This is a genomic window from Armatimonadota bacterium, from assembly GCA_013314775.1.
Taxonomy (GTDB): Bacteria; Armatimonadota; Zipacnadia; order Zipacnadales; family JABUFB01; genus JABUFB01.
This window is the reverse complement of the sequence record JABUFB010000011.1, coordinates 92,658-115,150: the sequence shown is the minus strand read 5'-3', so window position 1 is coordinate 115,150 and position 22,493 is coordinate 92,658. Positions and strand designations below refer to the sequence as shown.

Annotated in this window: 18 protein-coding genes; 12 read left to right on the top strand and 6 right to left on the bottom strand. The window is 63.2% G+C overall.

Annotation, left to right across the window (positions count from 1 at the left end; genetic code table 11):
* The first annotated feature begins 61 nt into the window (after window positions 1-61).
* The 12 genes from HPY44_14990 to HPY44_14935 all read left to right on the top strand — a co-directional run bounded on the left by HPY44_14990 (window position 62) and on the right by HPY44_14935 (window position 12,917).
* Window positions 62-1,081, top strand: coding sequence for an alpha-L-fucosidase (locus HPY44_14990; protein ID NSW57319.1), 1,020 nt, complete (start codon window positions 62-64; stop codon window positions 1,079-1,081).
* Window positions 1,082-1,582: 501 nt separating this feature from the next.
* Window positions 1,583-1,852, top strand: coding sequence for a 30S ribosomal protein S15 (rpsO, locus tag HPY44_14985; GenBank protein ID NSW57318.1), 270 nt, complete (start codon window positions 1,583-1,585; stop codon window positions 1,850-1,852).
* Between the two features lie 324 nt (window positions 1,853-2,176).
* Window positions 2,177-4,504, top strand: coding sequence for a polyribonucleotide nucleotidyltransferase (gene pnp / locus HPY44_14980; GenBank protein NSW57317.1), 2,328 nt, complete (start codon window positions 2,177-2,179; stop codon window positions 4,502-4,504).
* A gap of 91 nt (window positions 4,505-4,595) precedes the next feature.
* On the top strand, window positions 4,596-5,489 hold the full coding sequence (gene dapA / locus HPY44_14975; protein NSW57316.1) for a 4-hydroxy-tetrahydrodipicolinate synthase: 894 nt from the start codon (window positions 4,596-4,598) through the stop codon (window positions 5,487-5,489).
* Window positions 5,490-5,570: 81 nt separating this feature from the next.
* On the top strand, window positions 5,571-6,122 hold the full coding sequence (locus HPY44_14970; protein ID NSW57315.1) for a uracil-DNA glycosylase: 552 nt from the start codon (window positions 5,571-5,573) through the stop codon (window positions 6,120-6,122).
* A gap of 99 nt (window positions 6,123-6,221) precedes the next feature.
* A complete protein-coding gene (locus HPY44_14965; GenBank protein NSW57314.1) occupies window positions 6,222-7,964 on the top strand; it encodes a ribonuclease J in 1,743 nt (580 codons plus the stop codon).
* Window positions 7,965-8,053: 89 nt separating this feature from the next.
* On the top strand, window positions 8,054-9,544 hold the full coding sequence (locus HPY44_14960) for a sulfatase-like hydrolase/transferase (GenBank protein ID NSW57313.1): 1,491 nt from the start codon (window positions 8,054-8,056) through the stop codon (window positions 9,542-9,544).
* 113 nt (window positions 9,545-9,657) lie between these two features.
* On the top strand, window positions 9,658-10,314 hold the full coding sequence (locus HPY44_14955; protein ID NSW57312.1) for a MerR family transcriptional regulator: 657 nt from the start codon (window positions 9,658-9,660) through the stop codon (window positions 10,312-10,314).
* A 103-nt stretch (window positions 10,315-10,417) separates the two neighbouring features.
* Window positions 10,418-11,062, top strand: coding sequence for a DUF1559 domain-containing protein (locus tag HPY44_14950; protein NSW57311.1), 645 nt, complete (start codon window positions 10,418-10,420; stop codon window positions 11,060-11,062).
* Between the two features lie 91 nt (window positions 11,063-11,153).
* Complete coding sequence (locus tag HPY44_14945; protein ID NSW57310.1) at window positions 11,154-11,681, top strand: hypothetical protein; 528 nt, start codon at window positions 11,154-11,156, stop codon at window positions 11,679-11,681.
* Window positions 11,608-12,015 (top strand): hypothetical protein, encoded by a 408-nt coding sequence (locus HPY44_14940; GenBank protein ID NSW57309.1) that lies wholly within the window; start codon window positions 11,608-11,610, stop codon window positions 12,013-12,015. The genes HPY44_14945 and HPY44_14940 overlap by 74 nt, the downstream gene beginning before the upstream one ends.
* Window positions 12,012-12,917 carry an aquaporin gene (locus HPY44_14935; protein ID NSW57308.1) on the top strand — a complete coding sequence of 302 codons (906 nt, stop codon included), beginning with the start codon at window positions 12,012-12,014 and terminating at the stop codon, window positions 12,915-12,917. Before HPY44_14940 ends, HPY44_14935 begins: the two co-directional genes overlap by 4 nt.
* Before the next feature lie 8 nt (window positions 12,918-12,925).
* Here HPY44_14935 and HPY44_14930 read toward each other — a convergent pair whose 3' ends face one another.
* The 6 genes from HPY44_14930 to HPY44_14905 all read right to left on the bottom strand — a co-directional run bounded on the left by HPY44_14930 (window position 12,926) and on the right by HPY44_14905 (window position 22,084).
* On the bottom strand, window positions 12,926-15,031 hold the full coding sequence (locus HPY44_14930; GenBank protein NSW57307.1) for a PQQ-binding-like beta-propeller repeat protein: 2,106 nt from the start codon (window positions 15,029-15,031) through the stop codon (window positions 12,926-12,928).
* A gap of 81 nt (window positions 15,032-15,112) precedes the next feature.
* Complete coding sequence (locus HPY44_14925; protein ID NSW57306.1) at window positions 15,113-16,564, bottom strand: L-fucose/L-arabinose isomerase family protein; 1,452 nt, start codon at window positions 16,562-16,564, stop codon at window positions 15,113-15,115.
* A gap of 14 nt (window positions 16,565-16,578) precedes the next feature.
* Window positions 16,579-19,005, bottom strand: a complete 2,427-nt coding sequence (locus HPY44_14920; protein NSW57305.1) for a hypothetical protein — start codon at window positions 19,003-19,005, stop codon at window positions 16,579-16,581.
* Window positions 19,006-19,122: 117 nt separating this feature from the next.
* The gene (locus tag HPY44_14915) at window positions 19,123-20,178 is read right to left on the bottom strand and encodes a tetratricopeptide repeat protein (protein NSW57304.1); all 1,056 of its coding nucleotides are present in this window, start codon (window positions 20,176-20,178) and stop codon (window positions 19,123-19,125) included.
* A 60-nt stretch (window positions 20,179-20,238) separates the two neighbouring features.
* A complete protein-coding gene (locus HPY44_14910; protein NSW57303.1) occupies window positions 20,239-21,246 on the bottom strand; it encodes an ABC transporter permease subunit in 1,008 nt (335 codons plus the stop codon).
* Window positions 21,239-22,084, bottom strand: coding sequence for an ABC transporter ATP-binding protein (locus HPY44_14905; GenBank protein ID NSW57302.1), 846 nt, complete (start codon window positions 22,082-22,084; stop codon window positions 21,239-21,241). Before HPY44_14905 ends, HPY44_14910 begins: the two co-directional genes overlap by 8 nt.
* Window positions 22,085-22,493 lie beyond the last annotated feature (409 nt).

Genomic DNA, 22,493 nt, shown 5'->3' with positions numbered 1-22,493 from the left:
CCTTCGGGGTCGCGACAGGGCGCCGGCCGTAATGGTCGGCATCCGATAACGGAGGCTCACGATGCCAAGCGTTCCGCCTTATCTGGCTGGATACGAGGACCTGTATGCAGTTGATCCGCGCCAGGCAGCCGTGCAGTGGTTCCGCCAGGCGAGATACGGGCTTTTCCTGCATTATGGCCTGTATTCATTGCTGGGGCGGCACGAGTGGGTCCAGTATCGAGAGAAGATCCCGGTGCATGAGTACCAGAAGCTCATGGACGACTTCACCGCCGAAGGTTTCGACGCGAGGTACATCGCAGATTTCGCAGTGGATTGCGGCATGAAATATGTGAACCTCACCACGCGCCACCATGACAGCTTCTGCCTGTTCGCCACCGACTATACTCCCTTCAACACACTGAATGCCTGCGGTCGAGACCTGGTGGCCGAGCTTGCCGAAGCGTGCGCCGACGCGGGGCTGGGGCTTTGCCTGTACTATTCCCACGGTCGCGACTGGCGTCATCCGCACGCACCCAACAACGACGAGTGGGGCGGCGCGGCCCGGCCTGAGTATGACCCGCCGGAACCCTCCTATGCCACAGGAGAAGCCCACGATCTGCAGATCTACCTGGAATTCATGACCGCGCAGATCACCGAGTTGCTCACCAATTACGGGCCGGTGGCTGCGATCTGGCTGGACGGCATCGCGGTGCCGCTATCCGGAGACCGGGAGAAGTTCCGCTGCCAGGAGCTGTACGACCACATCCACAGTCTCCAGCCGCAGGTGCTGGTGTCCTACAAGCAGGGGCTTCTGGGCACCGAGGACTTCTTCGCCCCGGAGCATAAGGCCGTGGAGACCTCGGGCAAGCCTGGGGAGATCTGCACCACCATGGGCAAGGGCTGGGGCTACACCCAGGCAGATGCGGGCCAGCACAAGACCGAGGAGGAAGTCTGGGAGACGATCCGTTACGCGCGGGAGAACGGCTACAATCTGCTCCTGAACACCGCGCCGCTGGCGGATGGCTCGCTGGACCCGGAGGACGAGCCCGTCCTGCGTGCGGTGGGAGAGAGACTGCGGCGAGAAGGCTTCCCAGGGGAGTAGGGTGAGGCGCGGAGGCCCGTATCGGGGGACGAACCGGCAGACTGAATGGCGCTTCGTGACCGGGGCGCTCTGAGGTGTTTGTACCCGGTTCACGGCAACGCACGGGGCTACTGGGGGGCAGCCGATTGACATCGAAAAACCTGCCGTTACCGATCCGATCCCTCGCTCTTCGGGCATCGGATGGCAACGGCAACGGCGAACAGGCAGGATTGCCTGTCCTACCGGGGGCGACGGCGAGTGCAAAATCCAATGCCCGCCCAGACACGGGTCCGCGCTCCACTGGGGCGGGCGGCACCGGCGTAGACCGTTGAACCGACCTCGTGTCCTTTACACCCGGTCGTAGGTGTGGTATCATCTGGCTACCGGCGCAGGTCCCCTGACTGGGCTGTCTCGCTGTTTCCGGCGGAGAGCGCGGTCAAGGGCAGACTTGATAAGGTTGCGCCGGCGTGGGTGTGTTTGGACCGCGAACGCCCACGTAACAGGGATTCAGGAGACGTTGACGTGGCGCTGACAACAGACGACAAGAAGGCCATCATCGAGAAGTACAAGCAGCACGAGAGTGACACCGGTTCGCCCGAAGTGCAGATCGCGCTCCTCACCGGACGCATCCAGTATCTCACCGACCATCTCAGGACCCACAAGAAGGACCACCATTCCAGGCGCGGGCTGCTGAAGCTCGTGGGGCAGCGCCGCCGATTGCTGAACTACCTGCAGAACAAGAACATCGACAGGTACCGCAGCCTCATCGCTGACCTCGGTATCCGCAGGTAAGGCGTTTTCCGGGCCGCGCGGCGACAACTGCGCGGCCCGGTCTTTGACGAAGCGCGTAACAACGGGCCTTTCGGCCCGAAATCGAAGCCGTGGCGACGGGGTAGCCGACGGGGAATCAGGGAAAGCAGGGGCTGGAACAGCCCCGGGAGCGCGTGAAACGCTGCACTCCCATGGGGCGTAGATGTATCCGCGCCTGACAGTGACAAGGGCGCAGACCGTGGAACCCGGACAGGTGTCCGGAGAACGCAGGCCACCACCCCCTGTTTTCCCTGCTTCCTCGCAGGTCTCGCTGGTCCCCGGCATGTCCCAGGAGGACAAGAGTAAATGGTACACAGAGTCAGTACCGAGTTCGCAGGCCGCACGCTCACTCTCGAGACGGGCAGGCTTGCGAAGCAGGCAGACGCTGCTGTTCTGGCGTCCTATGGCGAAACGCAGATTCTCGTCACCGTGTGTGTCACCGACGAACCCACTGATCTCCCATTCCTGCCGTTGAGGGTCGACTTCGAAGAGAAGATGTATTCCGTCGGCCGCATTCCCGGCGGGTTCTTCAAGCGCGAGGGCAAGCCCTCGGACGAGGCCGTCATCATCGGCCGCTCCGTGGACCGCCCGATTCGCCCTCTACTACCCGAGGGCCTGCGCAATGACGTGCAGGTGATCGTGAACCCGCTGTCCGTGGCCCCCGAAGGTTCGGTCAGCGTAGTCTCCATGATCGGCGCGGCCGCGGCCCTGCACATCTCCCGCATCCCGTTCAATGGCCCCTTCGCCGGCGTGAACATCGGTCGAGTAGATGGCGAACTGGTGGTCAACCCGGCCCATGAGATCAGAGGCGCGGGCGAGTTTGATTTGCTTGCAGCCATCACCCGGGACGGCGTGGTCGAGCTGGAGATGGAGGGCGTGGAGGTGCCGGAGAGCACCATCCGAGAAGCCCTGCTGATGGCTTTCGACGCAGCCCAACCCGTTCTTGATCTGATCGAACAGTTCCGCGAGATCGCCGGGGCGCCCAAGGCCGACTTCCCGATGTGGGAGCCGGACGCCGCCGTCTGCGAGTTTATCAAGAACGGCTTCGAGGACCGCATCCGCGCCACGGTGGAGATCAACGACAAGGCTGAGCGTAATGCCGTGGCTAAGGCGATCCGCAAGGAAATCCTGGAAAGCATCGCCGACGAGCTGAAGGGCAAGACTGCCGACATCGACTATGTGATCGAGAAGATTCAGAAGGATCGTCTGCAGCAGATCGTCATCGACGAAGGGCGTCGCGCAGACGGCCGGGCGTTCGATGAAATTCGCGAGCTGACATGCGACGTGGGCCTGACCGCTCGCACCCACGGGTCCGGCCTGTTCGAGCGCGGCGATACTCAGGTTCTGACGCTCACCACTCTGGGCGCGCGTCGCGACCAGCGGATGATCCGAACACTCGAAGGCGAAGAGGAGTACACTCGCTTTTCGCATCACTACAATTTCCCCCCGTTTTCGGTGGGCGAGGTCCGCGGGCTGCGCGCGCCCGGGCGGCGCGAGGTTGGTCATGGTGCGCTTGCGGGCAAAGCCATTGAAGCGGTCTTGCCGCCCGAGGACGAGTTCCCGTACACCGTCCGTTGCGTCTCCGAGGTCTTCGGCGGCGACGCATCAACCTCCATGGCCAGCGCCTGCGCCAGCACCCTTTCGCTCATGGATGCCGGTGTGCCGATCAAGGCGCCCGTTGCCGGCATCGCTATCGGGCTGGTCCTGCGCGACCCCGAGAACTACCGGGTGTTCGTGGACATGCAGGCGATCGAGGACTTCCTCGGCCACATGGACTTCAAGGTGGCCGGCACTCGTAACGGCGTCAACGCGATCCAGGTTGACACCAAGCTGCCCTACCTGCCCCTCGAGGTCTGCTTCCAGGCGCTGGATATGGCACGCGAAGCGCGGCTGAAGATCCTCGACACCATGGCGCTGACTCTCCCGTATCCGCGCGAGGAACTGTCCGCATACGCGCCGCGCATGATCTCCATCACCATTCCAGTGGAGCGTATCGGTCTGCTGATCGGTCCCGGCGGCCGCATGATCCGTGAGATTCAGGCGGAGTACGAAGTGGAGATCGATGTGGAGGACGACGGTACGGTTCTCATCTGCGGCGAGGACAAGGAGAAGACCGAGGCCGCGCGTAAGCGCATCTCGGACATGACCCGCGACGTTGAAGTTGGCGAAGTCTTCACCGGAAGGGTTTCCAGCATTACCCCATTCGGGGCGTTCGTTGAGATTATCCCCGGACGCGACGGCCTCGTACACATCTCCCACCTCGCGTGGGAGCACGTGGACCGGACCGAGGACATCTGCAAAGTCGGCGACGAGATGACGGTCAAGGTCATCGAGATCGACGATGAGGGCAAGATCCGCCTGAGCCGAAAGGAGCTCCTGCCGCGTGAACCTGGACAGGGCAGCAGCGGCGGCGGGAGCAGGGATCGTGGCCCGCGATCGGGCGGCGGAAGAGATCGTGGCCCCAGCCGCGGAGGCAGTGGTGGCAGGGATCGTGGCCCGCGCTCCGCAGGAGGGACTCCGTCGGGACCAGCTGCTTCAGGGGCTTCCACGACCGAGAAGGCCGGTGTCGACGATGAGATGAGCGATTTCGAGGCCGGGCGCGGAAAGGCGTACTTCCGCGACAAGAAGCGATAAACCGGGTAGCAGCCCGGAAGGTCTGGTGGGAATGGACGGCGAAGTCCATTCCCACCGTTGATTCCGAAAACCTGACCAGGGAGCACTGTAGATGACTGATCTCGGGTACCTCCTCACCGCGATGGTCACTCCGTTCAAGGCGGATGACCTGAGTGTCGACTACGACCGCACCGCCGAACTCGCTCTGAAGCTCGTGAACGAGCGCTCGGACGGCCTTGTCGTCGCCGGGACCACCGGTGAGTCCCCTACGCTCTCCAAACAGGAGAAGCTGGATCTGTTCAAGGTCGTCCGCGAGGCTGTCGGCAACCGGGCAACCGTCGTTGGCGGCACCGGCGGCAATGACACCGCTTCTTCCGTCGCACTCACCCGCGAGGCCACCGAACTCGGAGTTCTCGACGGCGTAATGCTGGTCGGCCCCTATTACAATAAGCCTTCGCAGGAAGGGATGTACCAACATTTCAAGGCCTGTGCTGAAGCCACAGACCTGCCCGTGGTGTTGTACAATGTGCCCGGGCGCACGGGGAAGAACATCGAAGCCTCTACCGTCCTGCGTCTGGCCCATGACCTGCCGAATGTGGTAGCGGTGAAGGAAGCCTCCGGTGACCTCGTGCAGATCAGCCGTATCTGCCAGGGGATGCCCGAAGGTTTCCGCGTCTACTCCGGGTCTGACGAGTTCACCCTTCCCATGCTTGCAGTTGGCTGCCACGGCGTGATCAGCGTCATCTCGCACCTCGCCGGCCCCGATGTAGCCGAGATGATCGCCGCCTTTCACGCCAAGGACACACAGAAGGCCTGGATGCTGCACCACAAGCTGCTGGACATATGCGACGCATGTTTCCAGGCATCCGGTAACCCGGCGTGTGTCAAGCGCGGATTGGAGATCTGCGGGTTCGATACCGGCGGCGTGCGGCTGCCGGTGGTGCCGGCGAGCGAGAAAGACACTGCGGTGTTGCGGAAGGCCTGCGAGGACCTCGGGCTCGTCTAGCTCGCGGCCAGTGACGATGGTGCGAGGGCGCATCTTGCTCGACGGGATCCCTCGCACCCATTGGGTCGGGGGAGACGTCGTGTGCTGACGGAGCTTGCCGAGGAAATCCGCGTCTGCACCCGTTGCGCCCTCTGTCGGAGACGCAGGAACGCGGTCCCCGGTGAAGGGCCCGAAGAAGCGCGGGTTGTTTTCGTCGGCGAAGGCCCCGGTGAACAGGAGGACATCCAGGGAAGGCCCTTTGTGGGGGCTGCGGGGCAGTTCCTCAATGAGCTCCTGTCTGAAGCCGGCATCGACCGTCAGGACGTGTTCATCACGAATATTGTAAAGTGCCGACCTCCGGGGAACCGCGACCCTCGGCCGGAGGAGGTTGAGGCCTGCAGTGACTGGCTCGTGGGGCAGATCGCGGTGATCAACCCGCGCGTGGTGTGTACCCTGGGGCGGTCTGCCATGCACGCGCTCATTGACCCGCACGCTTCCATCCGGCGGGAACACGGCAAGCCCCGAGAGATCACCGGAATGCTGTTCGTTCCGCTCTACCATCCAGCCGCCGCGCTCCACCAGCCGTCACTACGCCCCACGCTCCTCGAAGACATGCGCCGGCTCCGGGGCATTCTGGAGCAGGCCGCGAAGTAGGAACCCGCGTCGTGGGGCAGTCGCACGCCCGGTCTCCCTCAATGGAAGTGCCACAAATACACACTCCGGCGCAGACGCGCCAACCGAGGCAAGCCTGCAATGGCATCCAACAACAGCCAGTCTCCCTTGCGCATTATCTCTCTCGGCGGCATCGGCCGCATGGGCAAGAACATGACGCTGTTCGAGCAGCGAGACGAGATTCTTATCGTCGACTGCGGCCTCATGTTCCCCGGCGATGACACACCGGGTATCGACCTGATTATCCCCGACATGACCTACGTGCTCGAGAACGCCGAGCGCGTCGCAGGCGTAATCCTCACCCACGGGCACGAGGACCACACGGGCGGCCTGCCTTTCTTGCTGGAGCAGATGCCGGCCCTGGTCTGGGGAACACCGCTCACCCTCGGACTTCTGGGCAACCGGCTCTCGGAGTTCAGCCCCCAGGACGGCACAGAGCTCATCCCTATGCAGGACGGGGAGCGGGTTCAGATCGGCAGCTTCGAGATCGACGTGGTGCGTGTGAACCACTCGGTGCGCGATGGCTGCGGATTGGGGATCCATACCGACCAGGGACTCGTGGTGCACACGGGAGACTTCAAGTTCGACCAGACCCCGGTGGGCGGTCTGGGACCTGATTTTCACACCCTCGCGTCTTTCGGTCAGCAGGATCCGCTGGCGCTGCTCGTGGATTGCACCAACGTGGAGAAACCCGGGTTCGCCGGGTCCGAGAGCGAGGTCGCTCAGACTTTCGCGCGGCTGTTTTCCGAGGCCGAGGGCCGGGTCATCGTCACCAGTTTTGCTTCACATATCGCGCGAATCGAGCAGGTCTTCCAGCAGTCCGCGGCGTGCGGGAGACGCGTGGCAGTTTCCGGGCGCAGCATGGCGCGCAACATTGAGACCGCGCGTGCGCTCGGTCTGCTGGACATCCCGCCGGGTTCGGAAATCCCCATCGACATCGCCGCGGAGATGCTGCCCAGGGAGGTCACAATTCTCGCCACAGGCAGCCAGGGGGAGCCCTTCAGCGCGCTCACGCGGATGGCTTCCGGCGACCACAAGTGGGTGAAGATCGGCGAGGGGGACACCGTGATCCTGTCGGCCAGCATGATCCCGGGCAATGAGGACATGATCCTGCGCAACGTTGACAATCTCTTCCGCGCTGGGGCGCAGGTCATCTACGGTCCCGACCAGGGCGTCCACGTATCCGGCCACGGGGGCCGCGAGGAGATCAAGCTCATGCTGAGCCTCACCCGGCCCCGATATGTCATCCCGATCCACGGAAACTATAGGCATCTGGTGCTCGGCAAACGGCTGGCGGTTGAGATGGGGGTGCCGGAGGAGAACGTGCTGCTGATGGACGCCGGCAACTCCTACGAGTTCCGCCGGGGCAAAGCAGTGCGGTGGCGGAATGTTCCCGCGGGCTCGGTGAACGTGGACGGTCTCGGCGTCGGTGACGTGGGCGACGTGGTGATCGCAGACCGCCAGGCACTGGCTGAAAGCGGCATTGTGCTGCCGGTTGTCGCCCTGGACGCGGAAACCGGCGAACTGCTGGGCGGGCCCGAGATCTACTCGCGAGGCTTCGTCTACATGAATGAAGCCGATGAGATCATCAACGAACTCAAAGACGTGGTGCTTTTGGCGTATGAGGAGATGGCGGAGCAGGGGAAAGTAGACCCGGAAGAGCTGTATGACCGCCTGCGCTCGGTGGTGGGGCGTCGTATCAACGCCCTGACCGGCCGGCGGCCCATGGTGCTCCCGGTGATCCTGCCGATCGGCCAGACCGACGAGTACGTGGACGATGGAGAGCCGGTGGCCGCTCCGGAGGATGAGGACGCCGATTACTGACTCTACATAACTCATCCGCCCGCGGCCCAAGATATTCGCGGTGCGCGCGGTGTGTAGGCGGCAATCTGTGGGTGACGATGGAGGACGCAATGCCCAGTTCCGACTCGAACCGGCCGAACGTGATCGTGATTCTCACCGATGATCAAGGCGCGTGGGCCATGGGCTGCGCCGGAAACCCTGAGATTCGAACGCCCAACCTGGACCGGATCGCTGCCACGGGTGTGCGGTTCAGCAACTTCTTCTGCGTGTCTCCGGTCTGCTCTCCTGCACGGGCGTCGCTTCTCACCGGACGCATCCCTTCACAACACGGGGTCCATGATTGGATACGTGCCGGGAACTCTACCACGGAGCCGGAGCGCGAAGGGGCATTGATCGAATACCTTGCAGGACAGCCGGCATACACCGACTTCCTGGCGCAGGCTGGGTACACCTGCGGGATCAGCGGCAAGTGGCACGTGGGCGATTCCCACCACCCGCAGAAGGGCTTCAGTTTCTGGGAAGTTCACGCCCGCGGCGGCAGTTCGTACTACAACGCGCCGATGATCCACGATGGGGAAGTCTACGAAGAGCCCCGGTACATCAGCGACGCCATCACCGACACCGCCTTGGGCTTTCTTGACGCCCAGCGAGGACAGGAAGCTCCCTTCTACCTGAGTCTCCATTTTACTGCGCCCCACAGCCCCTGGGGGCGCGATGAGCACCCGCACGACATTTACGACGAGTACCATGCCAACTGCGCCTTCGACTCAATTCCCTTCGAACCGATGCACCCGTGGCAGATCAACTCCGCCCCGGGGGGCTGGGATGAACACAGCCGGCGGTCTGTGTTGAGCGGGTATTTTGCAGCGGTCACTGCGATGGACCTGAACGTGGGGCGCGTGTTGGACTGGCTGGAACGCGAGGGGCTGCGCGAGAAAACCCTGATCTTCTTTACCAGCGACAATGGGATGAACATGGGGCATCACGGCCTGTACGGCAAGGGCAACGCCTCCATGCCCCTGAACCTGTTCGACACTTCCGTGAAGGTGCCTGCGCTCATCAGTCATCCTGGCCGCGTTCCGCAGGGCATAGTGTGTGACCACCTTCTGAGCCACTACGATTTCATGCCTACGCTGCTGGAGTACGTCGGCCTGGAGAACCCTGACGCTGCCGCGCTGCCGGGCAGAAGTTTCGCGCCGCTGCTGCGTGGTGAGTGCTTCGAGGGTGATGAGCGAGTGGTGGTTTACGACGAGTATGGGCCGGCGAGGATGGTGCGGACGCGTGAGTGGAAGTATATCCACCGGTATCCGTATGGGCCCCACGAACTCTATCACCTGGCCGAGGACCCGGATGAGCGGACCAATCTCCTGCACGACGATAGCTGTGCAGCGGTGCTGGCCGAGTTGCGTGCAAGCCTCGAAGCGTGGTTCGTGCAATACGCAGACCCGAAGCGTGACGGCGCGCGGCAGGCAGTTGTGGGCACGGGGCAGATCGGACTCGTCGGACCGGGGAATGGGGGACAGGAGGCCTTCTTCGACGGGTGGAAGTATCTCTCGGAAGACGGCGAGAAGCCTCGCAGAGACTTCCCCGTCTTTTCCTAGTTCCGTCACAGCCTGTCCATTGACAGCAGCAGAGCGCAGCTCTATGCTTTCACTCATCATGTTGAAAATTATTACCAGGGATAATGGCAGCCAAGATGCCTGAAGGCCGGCCGATGTATCCGCTCAATGTGGCCGCGCAGCTTGTGGGCCTCAGCCCCAGGACAATCCGGGGCTATGAGGAGGCCGGCATCATCGAGCCGGCACGGGTGGGCGGCAACCGCCAGCGCCTGTACTCCGAGCAGGACCTCCATTGGCTTCGTTGCATCCGTGACATGATCCACGACGAGGGTTTGACGGTCACGGCGATCCGCCGGCTTCTTGACCTGATTCCCTGCTGGCAGATCCGCCACTGCCCACCTGAAGTCGCCCTCTCATGCGCCCCACACCTGAATATACCGCGGGTGGCCTGTGAGGCCAGACAGCCGACAAAGGCCCCTGAGACCGGAGAAACCGGCGAGGGCGGTGCACACGCCTCGCGTGGCGAAGAGCCTTGCCTGGAGATCCGGCTGATCTACGGGGTGCAGGAACTCGGGGCAGTGATGCCCTGCTCGCGGTGCATCAGCGCCGAACGCATTGCCCGAAAGGTCGCATTGCGGTACCCCGGCCAAGTCTGCGTCCAGAAGTACCCCATTGACTCTCCCGAGGTCGCCCGGTTCGGAGCACTCATGCCGCCCGCCGTGCTAGTGGGTGACGAGATCGTGAGCTCCGGCAAGGGCATCTCCGAGGAGCGCTTAGAGCAGGCCGTTGCCAGGTATTTTGATCAGACCTGATACCGATCGTTATTTTGTTTGCCTCATTATGGCAAGAATAATTGCCATGAAACATGGCTAAGAAAACAGACTTGAGCACCACAGATCTGACGGGGTGACAGAAATGTCGAGATCAGGGTTCACGCTCATCGAGCTGCTTGTTGTCATCGCGATCATCGCGGTTCTCGCAGCCATGCTGTTCCCCGTCTTTGGTCAGGCCCGGGAGAAAGCGCGCTCAACGGCCTGTCTCAATAACCTGAAGCAGCTTGGCACGGCGAGCATCATGTACTCGCAAGACTACGATGAGATGGTGCTTCCACACTGTTTCCGTGACTTCACGGACCCCTCCGGCACTGTCTACCACTACTGGTTCGAGACGATCGCGCCGTACGTGAAGAACAACCAAGTGTTTGTCTGCCCGTCGCATCGCGGCGCGGTGGGGGGCCACAGTTTCGTGGGCAGTTACGGCTATCTTTGCGACGGCTTCACCCTGAACCCAGCGGACCCCAACTATACGGGTCTGCCTTTCGGCGGCGTATACGCCCTCAGCAGCATACATCGGCCATCCCAGCTCATCATGTTGGGTGAGTCCGAGAAGGCAACGTGTCGGGTGTGCCCTGCCTACCACACGCACACCTTCCCTCCGGTCTGGCCCGTTCAGGACCGTCACCAGGGCGGTAGCAACCTGCTCTTCTTTGACGGCCACGCCAAGTGGTTGAAGTACGAGCAGACCATCGCGCCGCACGACCTGTGGAAGAACCTGCCCTGATCGGAGACCTGGGCGTGCGCTCATGACAAGATGAACCGTCGCGATAGCAGGCGCTTACGAGTAGATAGCCATCGCACACCAGGAGGAGACCATGCCGGATCAGCACCCCAGGGTCGCCATTCTCGGATGTTGCGGCATCGGCCAGACAGTATCCACGGTGATTCGCCGCGCAGTGTACACGGTCAGAGACGAGAGGCCGGAGAGCGTTATCCTGATCGGCAGCGGGCCCCTCACAGGCGACGTGCCTGAGGTGCTGGAAGCAGCCGGCAGCCACCCCCTGGTGGTGATTGACGGCTGTGGCCCGCGCTGCGCCACGAAACTGGCTGAAGGCAAACAGCTCGAGGTGGCCGAGACCATCTACGCCGGGCGCATCCTGACGCGGCACAGAATCTCTCTCCTGGGCGAGAAGCGGGAGGAGCTGGGCGAAAGGGGACTGGCGGCGGTGCGCGCGGTCGCGGACGCCATCCTGGAGACGGTTGACAGGCTCTTGCAGGAACAGAACGGCGCGTCAGTTGAACAGCGCTCAGTCCCGGTGGAGGCACATCATGCCCAATTCAGTCTGCATCCAGCCCTGCCTGGGCCTGGAAACGAACCTGACGACCATCGGCCGGCAGGCTAGCTACCTTGCGCACCAGCGCCTGGGGCCGGAACGCGCGCATCTCGGGTGTGCTCCCGCGCTCTATGCCAACGTCCACGAGGATGTGGTCTTCCTGATGATTGACTACGTCATCGCGGTGGAGTCATGCGACAAAGGTTGCGCGAACTACCTGGTCCGAGAGAAAGGCGGAAGCGTCCACGCCACTGTGCGGGTAGATGAGGTTCTGGAAGCGGCGGGGTTCGATGTAGCGTCGCTCCCCGGGGACCATGCCCCCCTGGATCACCCCGCGGTGATCGCCGCCGCGGAGGAAATCGTGAGGGTGGCTGAGGCCCTGTTGGGGAGTGGGCGCGAGTGAGACGCCCATCGCTGCGCGGGGAGATGCTGGGCGAGCTTGCAGGGTCGTTCCTGTTGGTCTTCTTCGGCACGGGGGCGGTGGCGGTTGCTGTCCTGACGGGTGCGCATCAAGGCCTGTGGCAAGTGGCAACGGTCTGGGGCTTCGCCATCGGCCTGTCCACCTACGCGGTGGGCGCGGTAAGTGGCGCGCACCTGAATCCGGCGGTCACCGTGGCGATGGCGATCTTTCGGGGACATGAGTTCCCCGGCAGGAAGGTGCTGCCATACGTTAGTGCGCAGATGGCCGGAGGTATCCTGGCGTCGCTGCTACTGCTCGGGATGTTCGGGCCAACTTGCGCGCGTTTTGAGCAGGACAAGGGGATTGTGCGCGGGAGGGATGGGAGCCAGCTTTCCGCGATGTGGTTTGGCGAGTACTTCCCGAATCCGGCGGTCTACGGCACGGACGGGGAGGCCATGGCGCAGGTCAGCCTCGCGGGCGCTTTCACCGGGGAGATGGTCGGCACCGCGTTGTTGCTCTTCTTCATCATGGCGCTGACGGACAAGTGCAACAAGCTGGCCCCGATCGAGGCCAATCTGCACCCGTTCCTGATCGGGTTCGTTGTCGCCTGCATTATCAGCATTGTCGCACCACTGACACAGGCGGGGCTGAATCCGATGCGGGATCTCGGCCCGCGCATCGTGTCATATTTCGCCGGCTGGGGAACCATCGCGATCCCGGGCCCCAGGGGGTGTGAGTGGTGGGTCTACATCGTCGCCCCGCTGGTTGGAGGGCTGATCGGCGCGTTCGTCTACGAAACGCTGGTCCAACCGCACCAGACCGGCGAACGCGTGGCGGCCAGTGAGGACCGCAGCGCGTGCGAACTGTTCCAGTGTGGGTGCGCAGAGGAGCAGGAAGCTCGCTGACGCGCGGGTCATCGTGGGTCCAGCGCCAGGAGCGTGCCGGTCATGTCCACCACGTACGTCCTGGCGCCGTCGCAGGCCGGCGAAGCGAAGACGAAGGTATCCGCGAATGCCTTGTACTGGCGCAGGACAGAACCGCTGACTGCATCAAGGCTGGTCAGGGTGCCGAGCGTGGAAGCCACCAGCACCTGGTTGCCGCAGGGCGCAACGGGGGAGGGCGCGTAACCCGTGGGAGCCTCTGCGGTCCAGACTTCAGTTCCATCCGCGTTCAGACGGACCACTTTCCCATCACTGCGGCGCAGGTAGACCGCGCTCCCATCCGGGGTCGTCGAGACAGCGCCCACCTTGTCCTGAGACGCGATTTCCTCGCCCGTGGCGGCGTCGAGAACGGTCAACGTGTAGGCGCGATCCGCGGCGAAGACCTTGCCGGCCGCAAACGCCGGGGCGCAATCGGCGGGGCTGTAATAACGCGCCGCTCCGGACGGCTTGGCGGCGCCGTGGCTGGGGGTGCGCCACTTCATCGACCCATCCCCCAGATCCAGGCCGTAGATGAACCGGTCCCACGCACCCGCGAACACCCGGCCATCCCCGACACAGAGCCCGGATTCCAGAGCGTACTCCGGCGCAGTGCTGGTCCAGGCCACCGCGCCCGTTGTCTGGTTGAGTGCTACGATATCCCCCGAATTGCAGCCCGTGACCGCCAGATCACCCACTAGCAGCACCGTGGCGTAGACCGCACCGCCGATGTCCCGTTTCCAGCGCAGGGTTCCATCCGTACCCACGCAGTAGACATGGCCATCCGCGGAGCCGAAGACGACCGCATCGCCGTCCGAAGTCACCATGGGCTGAGAGCGCACTTCGCCGCCGGTAATGAAGCGCCAGCGGATGTCCCCGGTCTCGCCATCCAGCGCGTACACCGTCCCGTCATTACAGCCAACGTAGACTGCACCGCGATGTATCGTTGGCGTGCTTTGGCAGGAACCCGACAGCGTACTCTTCCAGGCGATGTGGTACCCACCGCCGTCGATCCAGAAGCACTGGGTGCGCGTGGTGGTGCTCATCCCGGGGCCGCTGAACTCGAACCGGATCACATGCGCGCCGGGCTCAAGATTCTCGCGCAAGACCTCGGCAATCCAGCGTCCGGCCTCAAATCGCATGGGAGATTCCGGGCCGCCGTCAATGTCGAAGACCGCGCTGGTGGCGGCATCGGCGGGCTCGGTCCGCACCCACCAGGCCAGGGGCTCGTGCGGCGCGAAGATGCTGGCGTCCGGCGGGTTCACATCCGCAATGGGAATGAAGGGCGCTGTCTGTGCGACAGGCTTCTCCAGGAGCGGGACCATGGACTTGTCATCGCCCACGTACTGGTGGCAGATCCGGAGCATCCCGTTGGAGACGGACACGATGCCGAAGCCCCGGGTCTTGCCATAGGTGCTGCCGCCCATGACCATGTCCATCCCCGCCACTTTCCAGGCGCGCACTCCGTGCCCGTGGCCCACGAGGATCGCCAGCACATTTCGGGTCTGGAGCAGTTCCAGCAGGCGCGCTCGGTCATACGAGCCGGCGAATTCCCGCCCGTCCAGCGGGTGGTGGCAGAAAAAGAGAATGGGCTGATCGGGCGGGGTCTGTCTGAGCTCCTGGGCCAGCCACAGGATACCCTCGGTGCCAATGGATGGCCGCGGGTCCTGGGGAGTGGCGGTGTCGAAGCCGATCAGCTTCACTCCGCCGGCCTCGAAGGCGTAGTACACTCCGCCATGCATGCGCCGGATCCGCGGCCGCGCGCAGTCCCAGGTTCCGTCGTGGTTGCCTGACTGGTGGTAGACGGGGAGCGGGATGTCGCGCCACAGGTTGAGGTAGCCCTCCCAGCCACCGTCCCCGCCGCCGAACTCGTTCAGGTCCCCGGTGGCGATGGCGAAGCTGGCCGGGGGCACGGTCACCCCGTATGGGGCAAGCACAATGGGTTCGCCACACGGCAGAGCATTGATAGTGTCCTGGCTCTGCCCGCGTTCGTGGGGATAGTGGATATCGGACAGGTGGAAAAAGGTGACCTCGGGCGCGGGTGCGGCGAGGGCGACCGCGCAGGCGAGCAAGGCGGCAATCTGCATGAACAAGAAGCGCATGGAAGGAACCTCCGGGCTGGCTGGGCCGGTCGCTTGCCCGTTTCTCGGCAGCGATCCGCGCAGCCTGCCTGCACTCAACGGCTACGGCGTGACCACTGCGTATTCGATGCCCAGCGCCTCCGCGATTCTGACAATGCTTTCCGCGTGGTGCCCGACACCCAGCGCAAAGTGATGGGTCGGGCCCTCGGCCACCCACCGCTTCAGGAAGGTGCGCACATCGGGCGCGAAACGGCCGTGGGTATTGGTGTTACCAGTGGGCGGAATCGGCCCATCCACCGATTCGCCTTCGGCGATCACGAACTTGAAGGCGCCATCGGCCTTGACGCCTATGCTCAGCATGGTGATGGGTCCGCGGCGGATCTGGAACTCCACACCGGCGCCGGAACCGGGCTTGCCGTGGTACTTCTCAAGACTGCGCAGCACCGGCTTGCCGTCTGCGATATTGATATGGTGAGGTCCGTCGTGCCCCACAAGAACTGTGTCCCGCCCGAAATCGATGGGATGGAACTCGGCGAAACTCCCGCCGATATTCAGCCGGTCCATAATGAGCATGGCGATGCAGGTCTTGATGTCGAACTCGCCACACATAGGGAACCCAGCGGCGCACAGGAGGGAGTTGCCCACGATCAGATTGGACATGACGTGGCGCATTTCAGAATGCGGGTCGGCCTCGTAGTAGTATGCAAGACCGTCCAGGTTTCGGTCTGCGACGAACTGGTCCAATGCTACCGCAACCCGCGCCGCCATCAGAAGGTCCTCCTCCTTCAGGCGCGAGGTGAGGGGATCGGAGACCGGATCGGGTGCGTCGAAGAATCTCCGGATCAGGTCGGCCTTTTCGGCAATTGCTGCCGGGTCGGCAGTCCTGTACTGGCGCAGGATCTCATCGGGCTCGCACTGGACCACATGGCAACCGAAAGCCGCGGTGACAGCCGTCGGGTCGGTGTGCATGTCCAGCATGGCTTCGAGCACGTGCCCCATGTGACCGATGCGCGCGCGGCGCAGATCGTGGAGGACATGGGCAATGGAGCACCACCGGGCGAGTTCGGCGTCGGCTTCCGGGTCGCCCTCGAGCATCCCCAGGATTACGGGCGGCGTGGGCTTGCCCATGCGGATTGCGACGCCGGTGAACTCGGGCACGGAGCAGAAATCATCGTTGCATAGCTGCATATAGGTGCTGGCGCGAGCGTAGTCCATGGCCGCCAGGGGCTGCAGGGCCACGAGGACAATCGGCATGTCCAGGTCGCGCGCGAGCACGCCGAAAGTGCTGGATGTGGCATAGGTGACCATGTCCACAAAGAGCACATCGAGGTCGGCTGCCTTGATCTTCGGCAATGCGGCGTACGCGGTCTCGGCATTGTCCAGCATGCCAAATTCGAACACATCCACGGCGTTCGCTTCCAGCTTGCCCCTGAGGACCGCGACCTTGCCCATCAACTCGTCGAGAAGCCCCTCAAACTGGTCCCAGTACACATGATGCCCGACAGCAACGAGACCCACTCGGGCGGTCAGGGGCTTGCGGCGCTGGATCAGCATTTCGTCGGCCTCCGCTACCAGGAGATGAGCAGTTCGCCCGTGATATTGGGCACTTCGAGAAAGCGCCCGCGCCAGTCATGCACCAGTTCGGGCTCAATGTAGTCGCCGAGAACGTACGGGTGCTGCGGGTCCCGCAGGAAGGTGACCTTCGCCTCGGTACCGGGCTCCGGGAGAAAACGGACGGTAGCGCTCTCCAGGCCTGACAGTCGCATGCGGCGCTTGATGCCGATGGCGCCCGAATGCTCCTCGCGGCAGGAGACCAGGCCGGCCTGTTGCTCCACGAACACCCGGCATTCGCGACGCCAGCTTGGCGGCAGGGTATACGTGGAGCGTCCGTCCTCAAGCCAGGTCTGCATTCCCAGGAGGAGGGGCGCGCCGGCTGGAAACCGGAAGATCTGCCGGACTGTGCTGTCCGGACAGTACCCCGATAGGAAGAACGCATTGGCGTGTCTGGCGATGGTGAGCATCGGCGAGGCCTGCCGCGGCGAGCGCTTATCCTGGATGAGGTCATAGCCCAGGAAGCGCAGGGCGAACCGAGCCAGAGCCTCCGCGGGGAAATGCTCAGATGGGTCGAATGGCACCAGGAGATGGCCTCGCATTTTCGCCGGATCACAGGAGACCGTTCCACGCAACCAGACCAGTTGCCCTGTGCCCCCCGGGCCGAGGGGCTGCGCGACAGCCACGCGCGTTTCATTGTCCTGTCGCAGGAGCACGTGGTGCCCGCCAGAGCCCTTGCGCGGGGTTTCGCGGATTCCGCCCGCAGAGAGAAGTCCGGGATGGGTGAGACGCTTCGGGTAGTCGTCCACCAGCAGATCGGCGCTCAGCGTCTCGTTCAGTTCGAACTCGCCACTGAGCGGTTCGGCGAGGTCAATGCCAAGCAGGTCAAGCAGGTTGTTGCTTGCATATGTCGCCGGGCCATACAAGAGCGCACGGCCGCCGTTGCCGAGGTGAGTGAAAAGTGCGTCCTCCCACGCGCTGTGGGCGTCGGGCACCGGGCTGACCAGGATACTCTCGCCCAGCAGCTCGGGGCTGCTCTCTATCACGCCGGGCAGGGCGCGGGTGCTAATCACCGTGTTCAGGGGCAGGCCGCTATTGACCGCTCCGCGCATAAACCAGTCGCCGAAAAAGACCTCATCTATCCGCGGGTCGCGGCTGAATGTGCGGTCGTGGTACTCATCGAAAGGGTAGACCCAGACCAGCGGACCGGCGGCATCAGGGGCTTCGCGCAGCCCTGAGAGAATGTGGGGGATAACCTCATTGGGCACCTGGTCGGGCAGGTTGCCATAGGAGTCATCGGCTGTGAGCAACAACACCGACGAGGGGTTGCAGATGTTGCCGTACGCGTCAATGCGCGCCACGGACAGGGGCATGTAGATGTCCTGTGGCTCGCGGCCATAGCGGTCGAGCCACGGGCTGTTGAGCCACCACGGATCGTGGGTGTAAAAGCGGAATGGGAAAGTCTCGCCGGGTATCTCGGCAATATGCGACATCCATCCCACCAGTTCCAGCCCGAAATCGTGGTTGAGTGCGGCCCAGGGCGAGTTCGGCGGCGGCTCCATCCCATACCCCCCTTCGTAGATGTCGCGCAGGGGAACGGCGTCGGAGGCCAGGTCCATGCCGGTGGAGAGATTGGTGCCGCGGGTCTCCAGGGGAAGGTCCGGGCACTCCCGCCGAAACAGGTTCCAGAAATCCAGACTGAGCCGCTTCACCTCATCGACCCGGGCGCTGTTGAAGGATTGTCCGTCGAACACCGCGCCACGCAACGCCCAGGGCTCCAGACCAAAGCCGAAACCATTGGAGAGCCACAGGTAGTCGAAGCCGAGGTCGTCGCAGAATTGCTTTGCCTGGCGCCCCAGGAATACTCCAAAGGGCGTGCCTTCCGGGATGCCTTCGGGGAACCCAGCGTAACTCTGTGCATCGGCATGGAGGGTGGCGTACGAGCAGACGAAGCTCTTTGCACCCATGGTCTCGCCCAGGCAGATCTCAGGGTGCCTCTCGTACTTGAAGGCTGACTTCGCGAATTCCGGGCCCGGATCAAAGGTCTCGCCCACTCGCACCGGACGCCCGGTGACCATGCGTCCCTCCTCCTTGATGATGGCCAGCAGACGCTTGAGCCAGCCGTAGGTGAACTCCGGCGGGTTGTCCATGTACAGGTAAGGGCGGCTGTGAAGCGCAATGCCCTCGGGGTCATTCGGGACGTGAGCCCTGGGATTAGCGCCGCCGATGTACCGTGCCCACTCGAAGGGCTCTGTCAGGTCGCCCTTGTACTCCAGGATCTCGGAACCGTCCGCGCACCATAGCAAAACGGAGACTTGATCGGCGTGCTTGATAAGTGGCCACCATTGCCGGAACAGGTCGCGACAGACCATGCGGGCTGTGGCTTCGCTGGTGTCCTTGAAGGGTTTGAGACTCATTTCCAGGGTGACATTGCGCAGGCGCATGACTGTTCACCGGTCGGCGAGAGTTGGGGGTAAACGGTCACAGCAAAGGGCGCCGCATTCGCAGCGCCCCTTGGATTGACTGTTCGACGGCCTGTGTTACGTCACCTTCGGTCAGGCCTAAAAGTCCTGCTTGCTCGGAACGGCCGGTCCGGTGGCCCCGGTGGCTCGGCGCTCCTTGGCTTTCTCGCGCTCGATGTAGATGTCGCTGGCATACTCGGGCACTTCGCGACCGAGGATACGGCTGATCTGAGCGACCTTGGTGCGCGCGTGGAAGTCCAGGGCAGCGTTCTTCGCAGCAAGATCCCAGACATCCAGCGCCTTCTCATACTCTCCGGCTGCCTCGTAGATGTGGCCTTTCATGTGCAGCGCCAGGGAGCTGTTGGGCGCCACCGCGAGGGCTTCGTTGATTTCCTCAATTGCGGCGTCGAACTTCTTCTCCTCCATGAACCGCCATGCCCACATGTAACGCTCGCGAATGGTGAGTGTCGCACCATGCGCGGTGCCGTCAGATGGGTCGCGCTTGATGCAGAAGTCGTACCAGTCGAGGGCTTTGGGCATGTCAGGCAGGCGTTCCCAACCGTGAGCAATGAGGCGCTCAATGTACTCAGGGTGCTCAAACTGGATCGCAGCGCCTAACCATTTGGCGGCTTCCGGGAAATCCTTGACCTTGTCGAAGAAAGTCCAGCCAAGCTCCATGTACAGATCGTAGCGGTCGGGATTCCAGGAGATGCCCTCCTTGAGGGCGTTGATCCCCAGCCGCAGGAACTCGGCGCGTTGCTCGGCATCCTCAGTTTCCACGTACAGGTTGTAACACAGGTGCCATCCCGTGATGCGCCAGGGCTCCAACCAGTGGGGGTCGAGCAGGGTCACGGTGCGCATCAGGTTGAGGGACTTCAGGCTCGCGCCTTGTCCGGAGTCCCAGTATTCCTGGGTCTTGAACCAGAGCATCGAGGCGGCGATGTCGCGGAAGCCTCCCAGGATCGCCCCCGCGATGACCCCGGTGATCGCGGTGGGGTCGAACTCGATAATCTTGGTTACCGGGGTAGGGCTGCGCAGACCCAGCATCAAGCGATCCAGGTTGACCGAGTCGCTTATCGGCTGCAGTAGGACCATCAGGGCCAGTACCAGCACCCAGCCGGCAACCTGATAACCCTTCATTTGTTTGAGTCTCATGGCATCGCACTCCGGCGTAATTGGCCGCGGCAAGCAAATGAGGCGCAGCGTTTCGCGCCTCTATACCTCGCGTTCATTGAAACACAGGTACCCGATGAGCATGATGACGACTACGTACATGAGTCCCTGCAGGCCGTGCTTGGTGAGCACTTCCCAGGGCACAATCTGGTCGCGAAGGATGGCCTCGCGGATGTCGAAGATCTCAAAATGTGGCAGGACGCGGTAGATAGTGCCCAGAAGCACCTGGGCAACGGCACTGGCGCCGCGATCGGGGTCGGACAATTGGCGGAAGAAGTCGCTCATCTGCCCGACGAAGTAGATGAAGAAGGAGAAGATCGCCGCAAAGATCCACGAGAAAACGGTGGATGCGGTGACCGCAAGGGCGACCAACACGGCAGTCTCACAGAAGGCCAGCCCCAGCGCCTTAGCGATATTGGCGTACATGAAGTCCATGTGGTAGGCGGTCGCGCCGGACTCCGGGTCGATGTTCTTGAACTGCGGGGCCTTGATCGCGAACACGATGTAGAAGGTGATCGCCATGACCAGCATGTTGGCGAAAACCGTGGCGTAGCCGCCGAGGAACTTGCCGAACAGGAACTGGGCGCGGGTCACAGGCTTTGCGAGCAGGGTGTGGATTGTGCGACGCTCGATCTCGTCAGCGATCAGGCGGGTGCCCAGGAAGATGGCGATGAGCAGCCCGAAGAACCGGGTGGCGCCCAGGCCGATATCGATGAGCATCTTGAGCTCAGCCCCCGGCTGCAGGTACGCCAGGACCCACGACGAGAGGATGATCAGCAGCGCGAACACCAGAATGCCATTGAGGAATCGGCGCCGCCAGGCCTCATGGAAAGTGGCCCGGGCAACACGCCACACCGGGGGCATGAGCCGCCCGAAGAGGTAAGTCGGGAAGTTGCGGGCAACCGTGACCAGCAGCGTCAGGCCGATGACGCCCCAGGCGATATACACCGCCTGCATACGGTCGCTGCTGAACGCGAACCAGATCAGCCCGGCCAGGATGATCAGGATGATGAACCAGTAGACATCCGCGAGGATGTTGCGGCTAGTCATCTGTAGAGCCCACTCCTTTGACCGCGTCGATGAAGACTTCTTCGAGGGAGCGCCGGTCGGGGTGCATGCCCGTGACTACAGCTCCGTGCCTGTCGAGCATGACCGCCGCTTCGGTCGCCGCGGTCTGGGTCTCGAACTGGGCTTCCAGCATCGCGCCATGGTGGGTGAAGCTCTTGGCGATACGCGCGATCTCTGCCTCCGCCTCGGGGCTGACCTTCTCGGCAGTCAACCGGTAGAAGCCCTGAGTGCCTGCGAGGACCTCATCCATGGAACCGGTCACAACGAGTCTGCCGCGGTTGAGGATGACGATGTTGTCGCAGATGGGCTCCATCTCCTTGAGCAGGTGGGAGCAGAGGAATACGGTCTTCCCCCGCTCGCGGATCTGCACAATGATATCCCGGATCTGCATTTGGGCCGACGGGTCGAGGCCCGCGGTGGGTTCGTCCATGAAAACCAGGTCGGGATCATTGAGCAGCGCCTGGGCGACGCCGACACGCTGCAGCATGCCGCGGGAGTAGTTACGCACGCGGATGTGGCGCCGGGTCCACATGCCTACCAGTTCCAGCAGTTCCTGGGTGCGCATCTCAAGCTCGCGGCCACCCAGCCCAAACAGCCCGCCATAGAAGGCCAGCAGCTCGACGGCGTTCAGGTGGTCGTAAAAGTACGGGCCCTCGGGGACGAACCCCACTCGCTCCTTGTAATCCGGCGAGCCGATCGGGTATCCGAGCACCCGGGCATCACCCGATGTCGGGCTGATCAGCCCCAGCAGGAGCTTGAGCGTGGTGGTCTTCCCCGACCCGTTCGGGCCGACGAGGCCAAAAATCTGGCCCTCTTCCACTTGCAGGGTTAGACCGAGAAGGCCTACGGGATTCCCGTCCGAGTCGACCCCGTAGGTCTTGGTAAGATCCCGGGTCTCAATGGCGAGTGCTATCTCAGGGCACCTCCCATGAACGCGTCCGTTTCACACAATGGACGGACGCGCCTTGGCCGCCGCGACGAATGGCGGACGAGTAGTCGATAGGTGTAACGCCCACCATGCGCAGCCGGGTTCCCCGCATTCGGCGAGTTTCTGTGGGAATGTTCCAGATCGCCCCGGCATGCGGCACAGCGGTGGAGTGTAACCGGGGATGAACAGTGGGGTCAACTGCGAAAAGGCACTCGCAGGACCGTGGCGTTGCCGCGGCCGATCGTGGCCCGGGCGATGCAGATGCTCACCGTCCGGGCTTTCACGCCCTTTGATGGCCACC

Bases quoted from the DNA above. Each gene is read 5' to 3' on its own strand.
- HPY44_14940 (NSW57309.1), top strand. From the start codon at position 11,608: ATGCCCAATTCAGTCTGCATCCAGCCCTGCCTGGGCCTGGAAACGAAC.
- HPY44_14910 (NSW57303.1), bottom strand. From the start codon at position 21,246: ATGACTAGCCGCAACATCCTCGCGGATGTCTACTGGTTCATCATCCTG.
- HPY44_14945 (NSW57310.1), top strand. From the start codon at position 11,154: ATGCCGGATCAGCACCCCAGGGTCGCCATTCTCGGATGTTGCGGCATC.
- HPY44_14915 (NSW57304.1), bottom strand. From the start codon at position 20,178: ATGAGACTCAAACAAATGAAGGGTTATCAGGTTGCCGGCTGGGTGCTG.
- dapA (NSW57316.1), top strand. From the start codon at position 4,596: ATGACTGATCTCGGGTACCTCCTCACCGCGATGGTCACTCCGTTCAAG.
- pnp (NSW57317.1), top strand. From the start codon at position 2,177: ATGGTACACAGAGTCAGTACCGAGTTCGCAGGCCGCACGCTCACTCTC.
- HPY44_14950 (NSW57311.1), top strand. From the start codon at position 10,418: ATGTCGAGATCAGGGTTCACGCTCATCGAGCTGCTTGTTGTCATCGCG.
- HPY44_14960 (NSW57313.1), top strand. From the start codon at position 8,054: ATGCCCAGTTCCGACTCGAACCGGCCGAACGTGATCGTGATTCTCACC.
- HPY44_14930 (NSW57307.1), bottom strand. From the start codon at position 15,031: ATGCGCTTCTTGTTCATGCAGATTGCCGCCTTGCTCGCCTGCGCGGTC.
- HPY44_14990 (NSW57319.1), top strand. From the start codon at position 62: ATGCCAAGCGTTCCGCCTTATCTGGCTGGATACGAGGACCTGTATGCA.
- HPY44_14920 (NSW57305.1), bottom strand. From the start codon at position 19,005: ATGCGCCTGCGCAATGTCACCCTGGAAATGAGTCTCAAACCCTTCAAG.
- HPY44_14955 (NSW57312.1), top strand. From the start codon at position 9,658: ATGTATCCGCTCAATGTGGCCGCGCAGCTTGTGGGCCTCAGCCCCAGG.
- HPY44_14925 (NSW57306.1), bottom strand. From the start codon at position 16,564: ATGCTGATCCAGCGCCGCAAGCCCCTGACCGCCCGAGTGGGTCTCGTT.
- HPY44_14965 (NSW57314.1), top strand. From the start codon at position 6,222: ATGGCATCCAACAACAGCCAGTCTCCCTTGCGCATTATCTCTCTCGGC.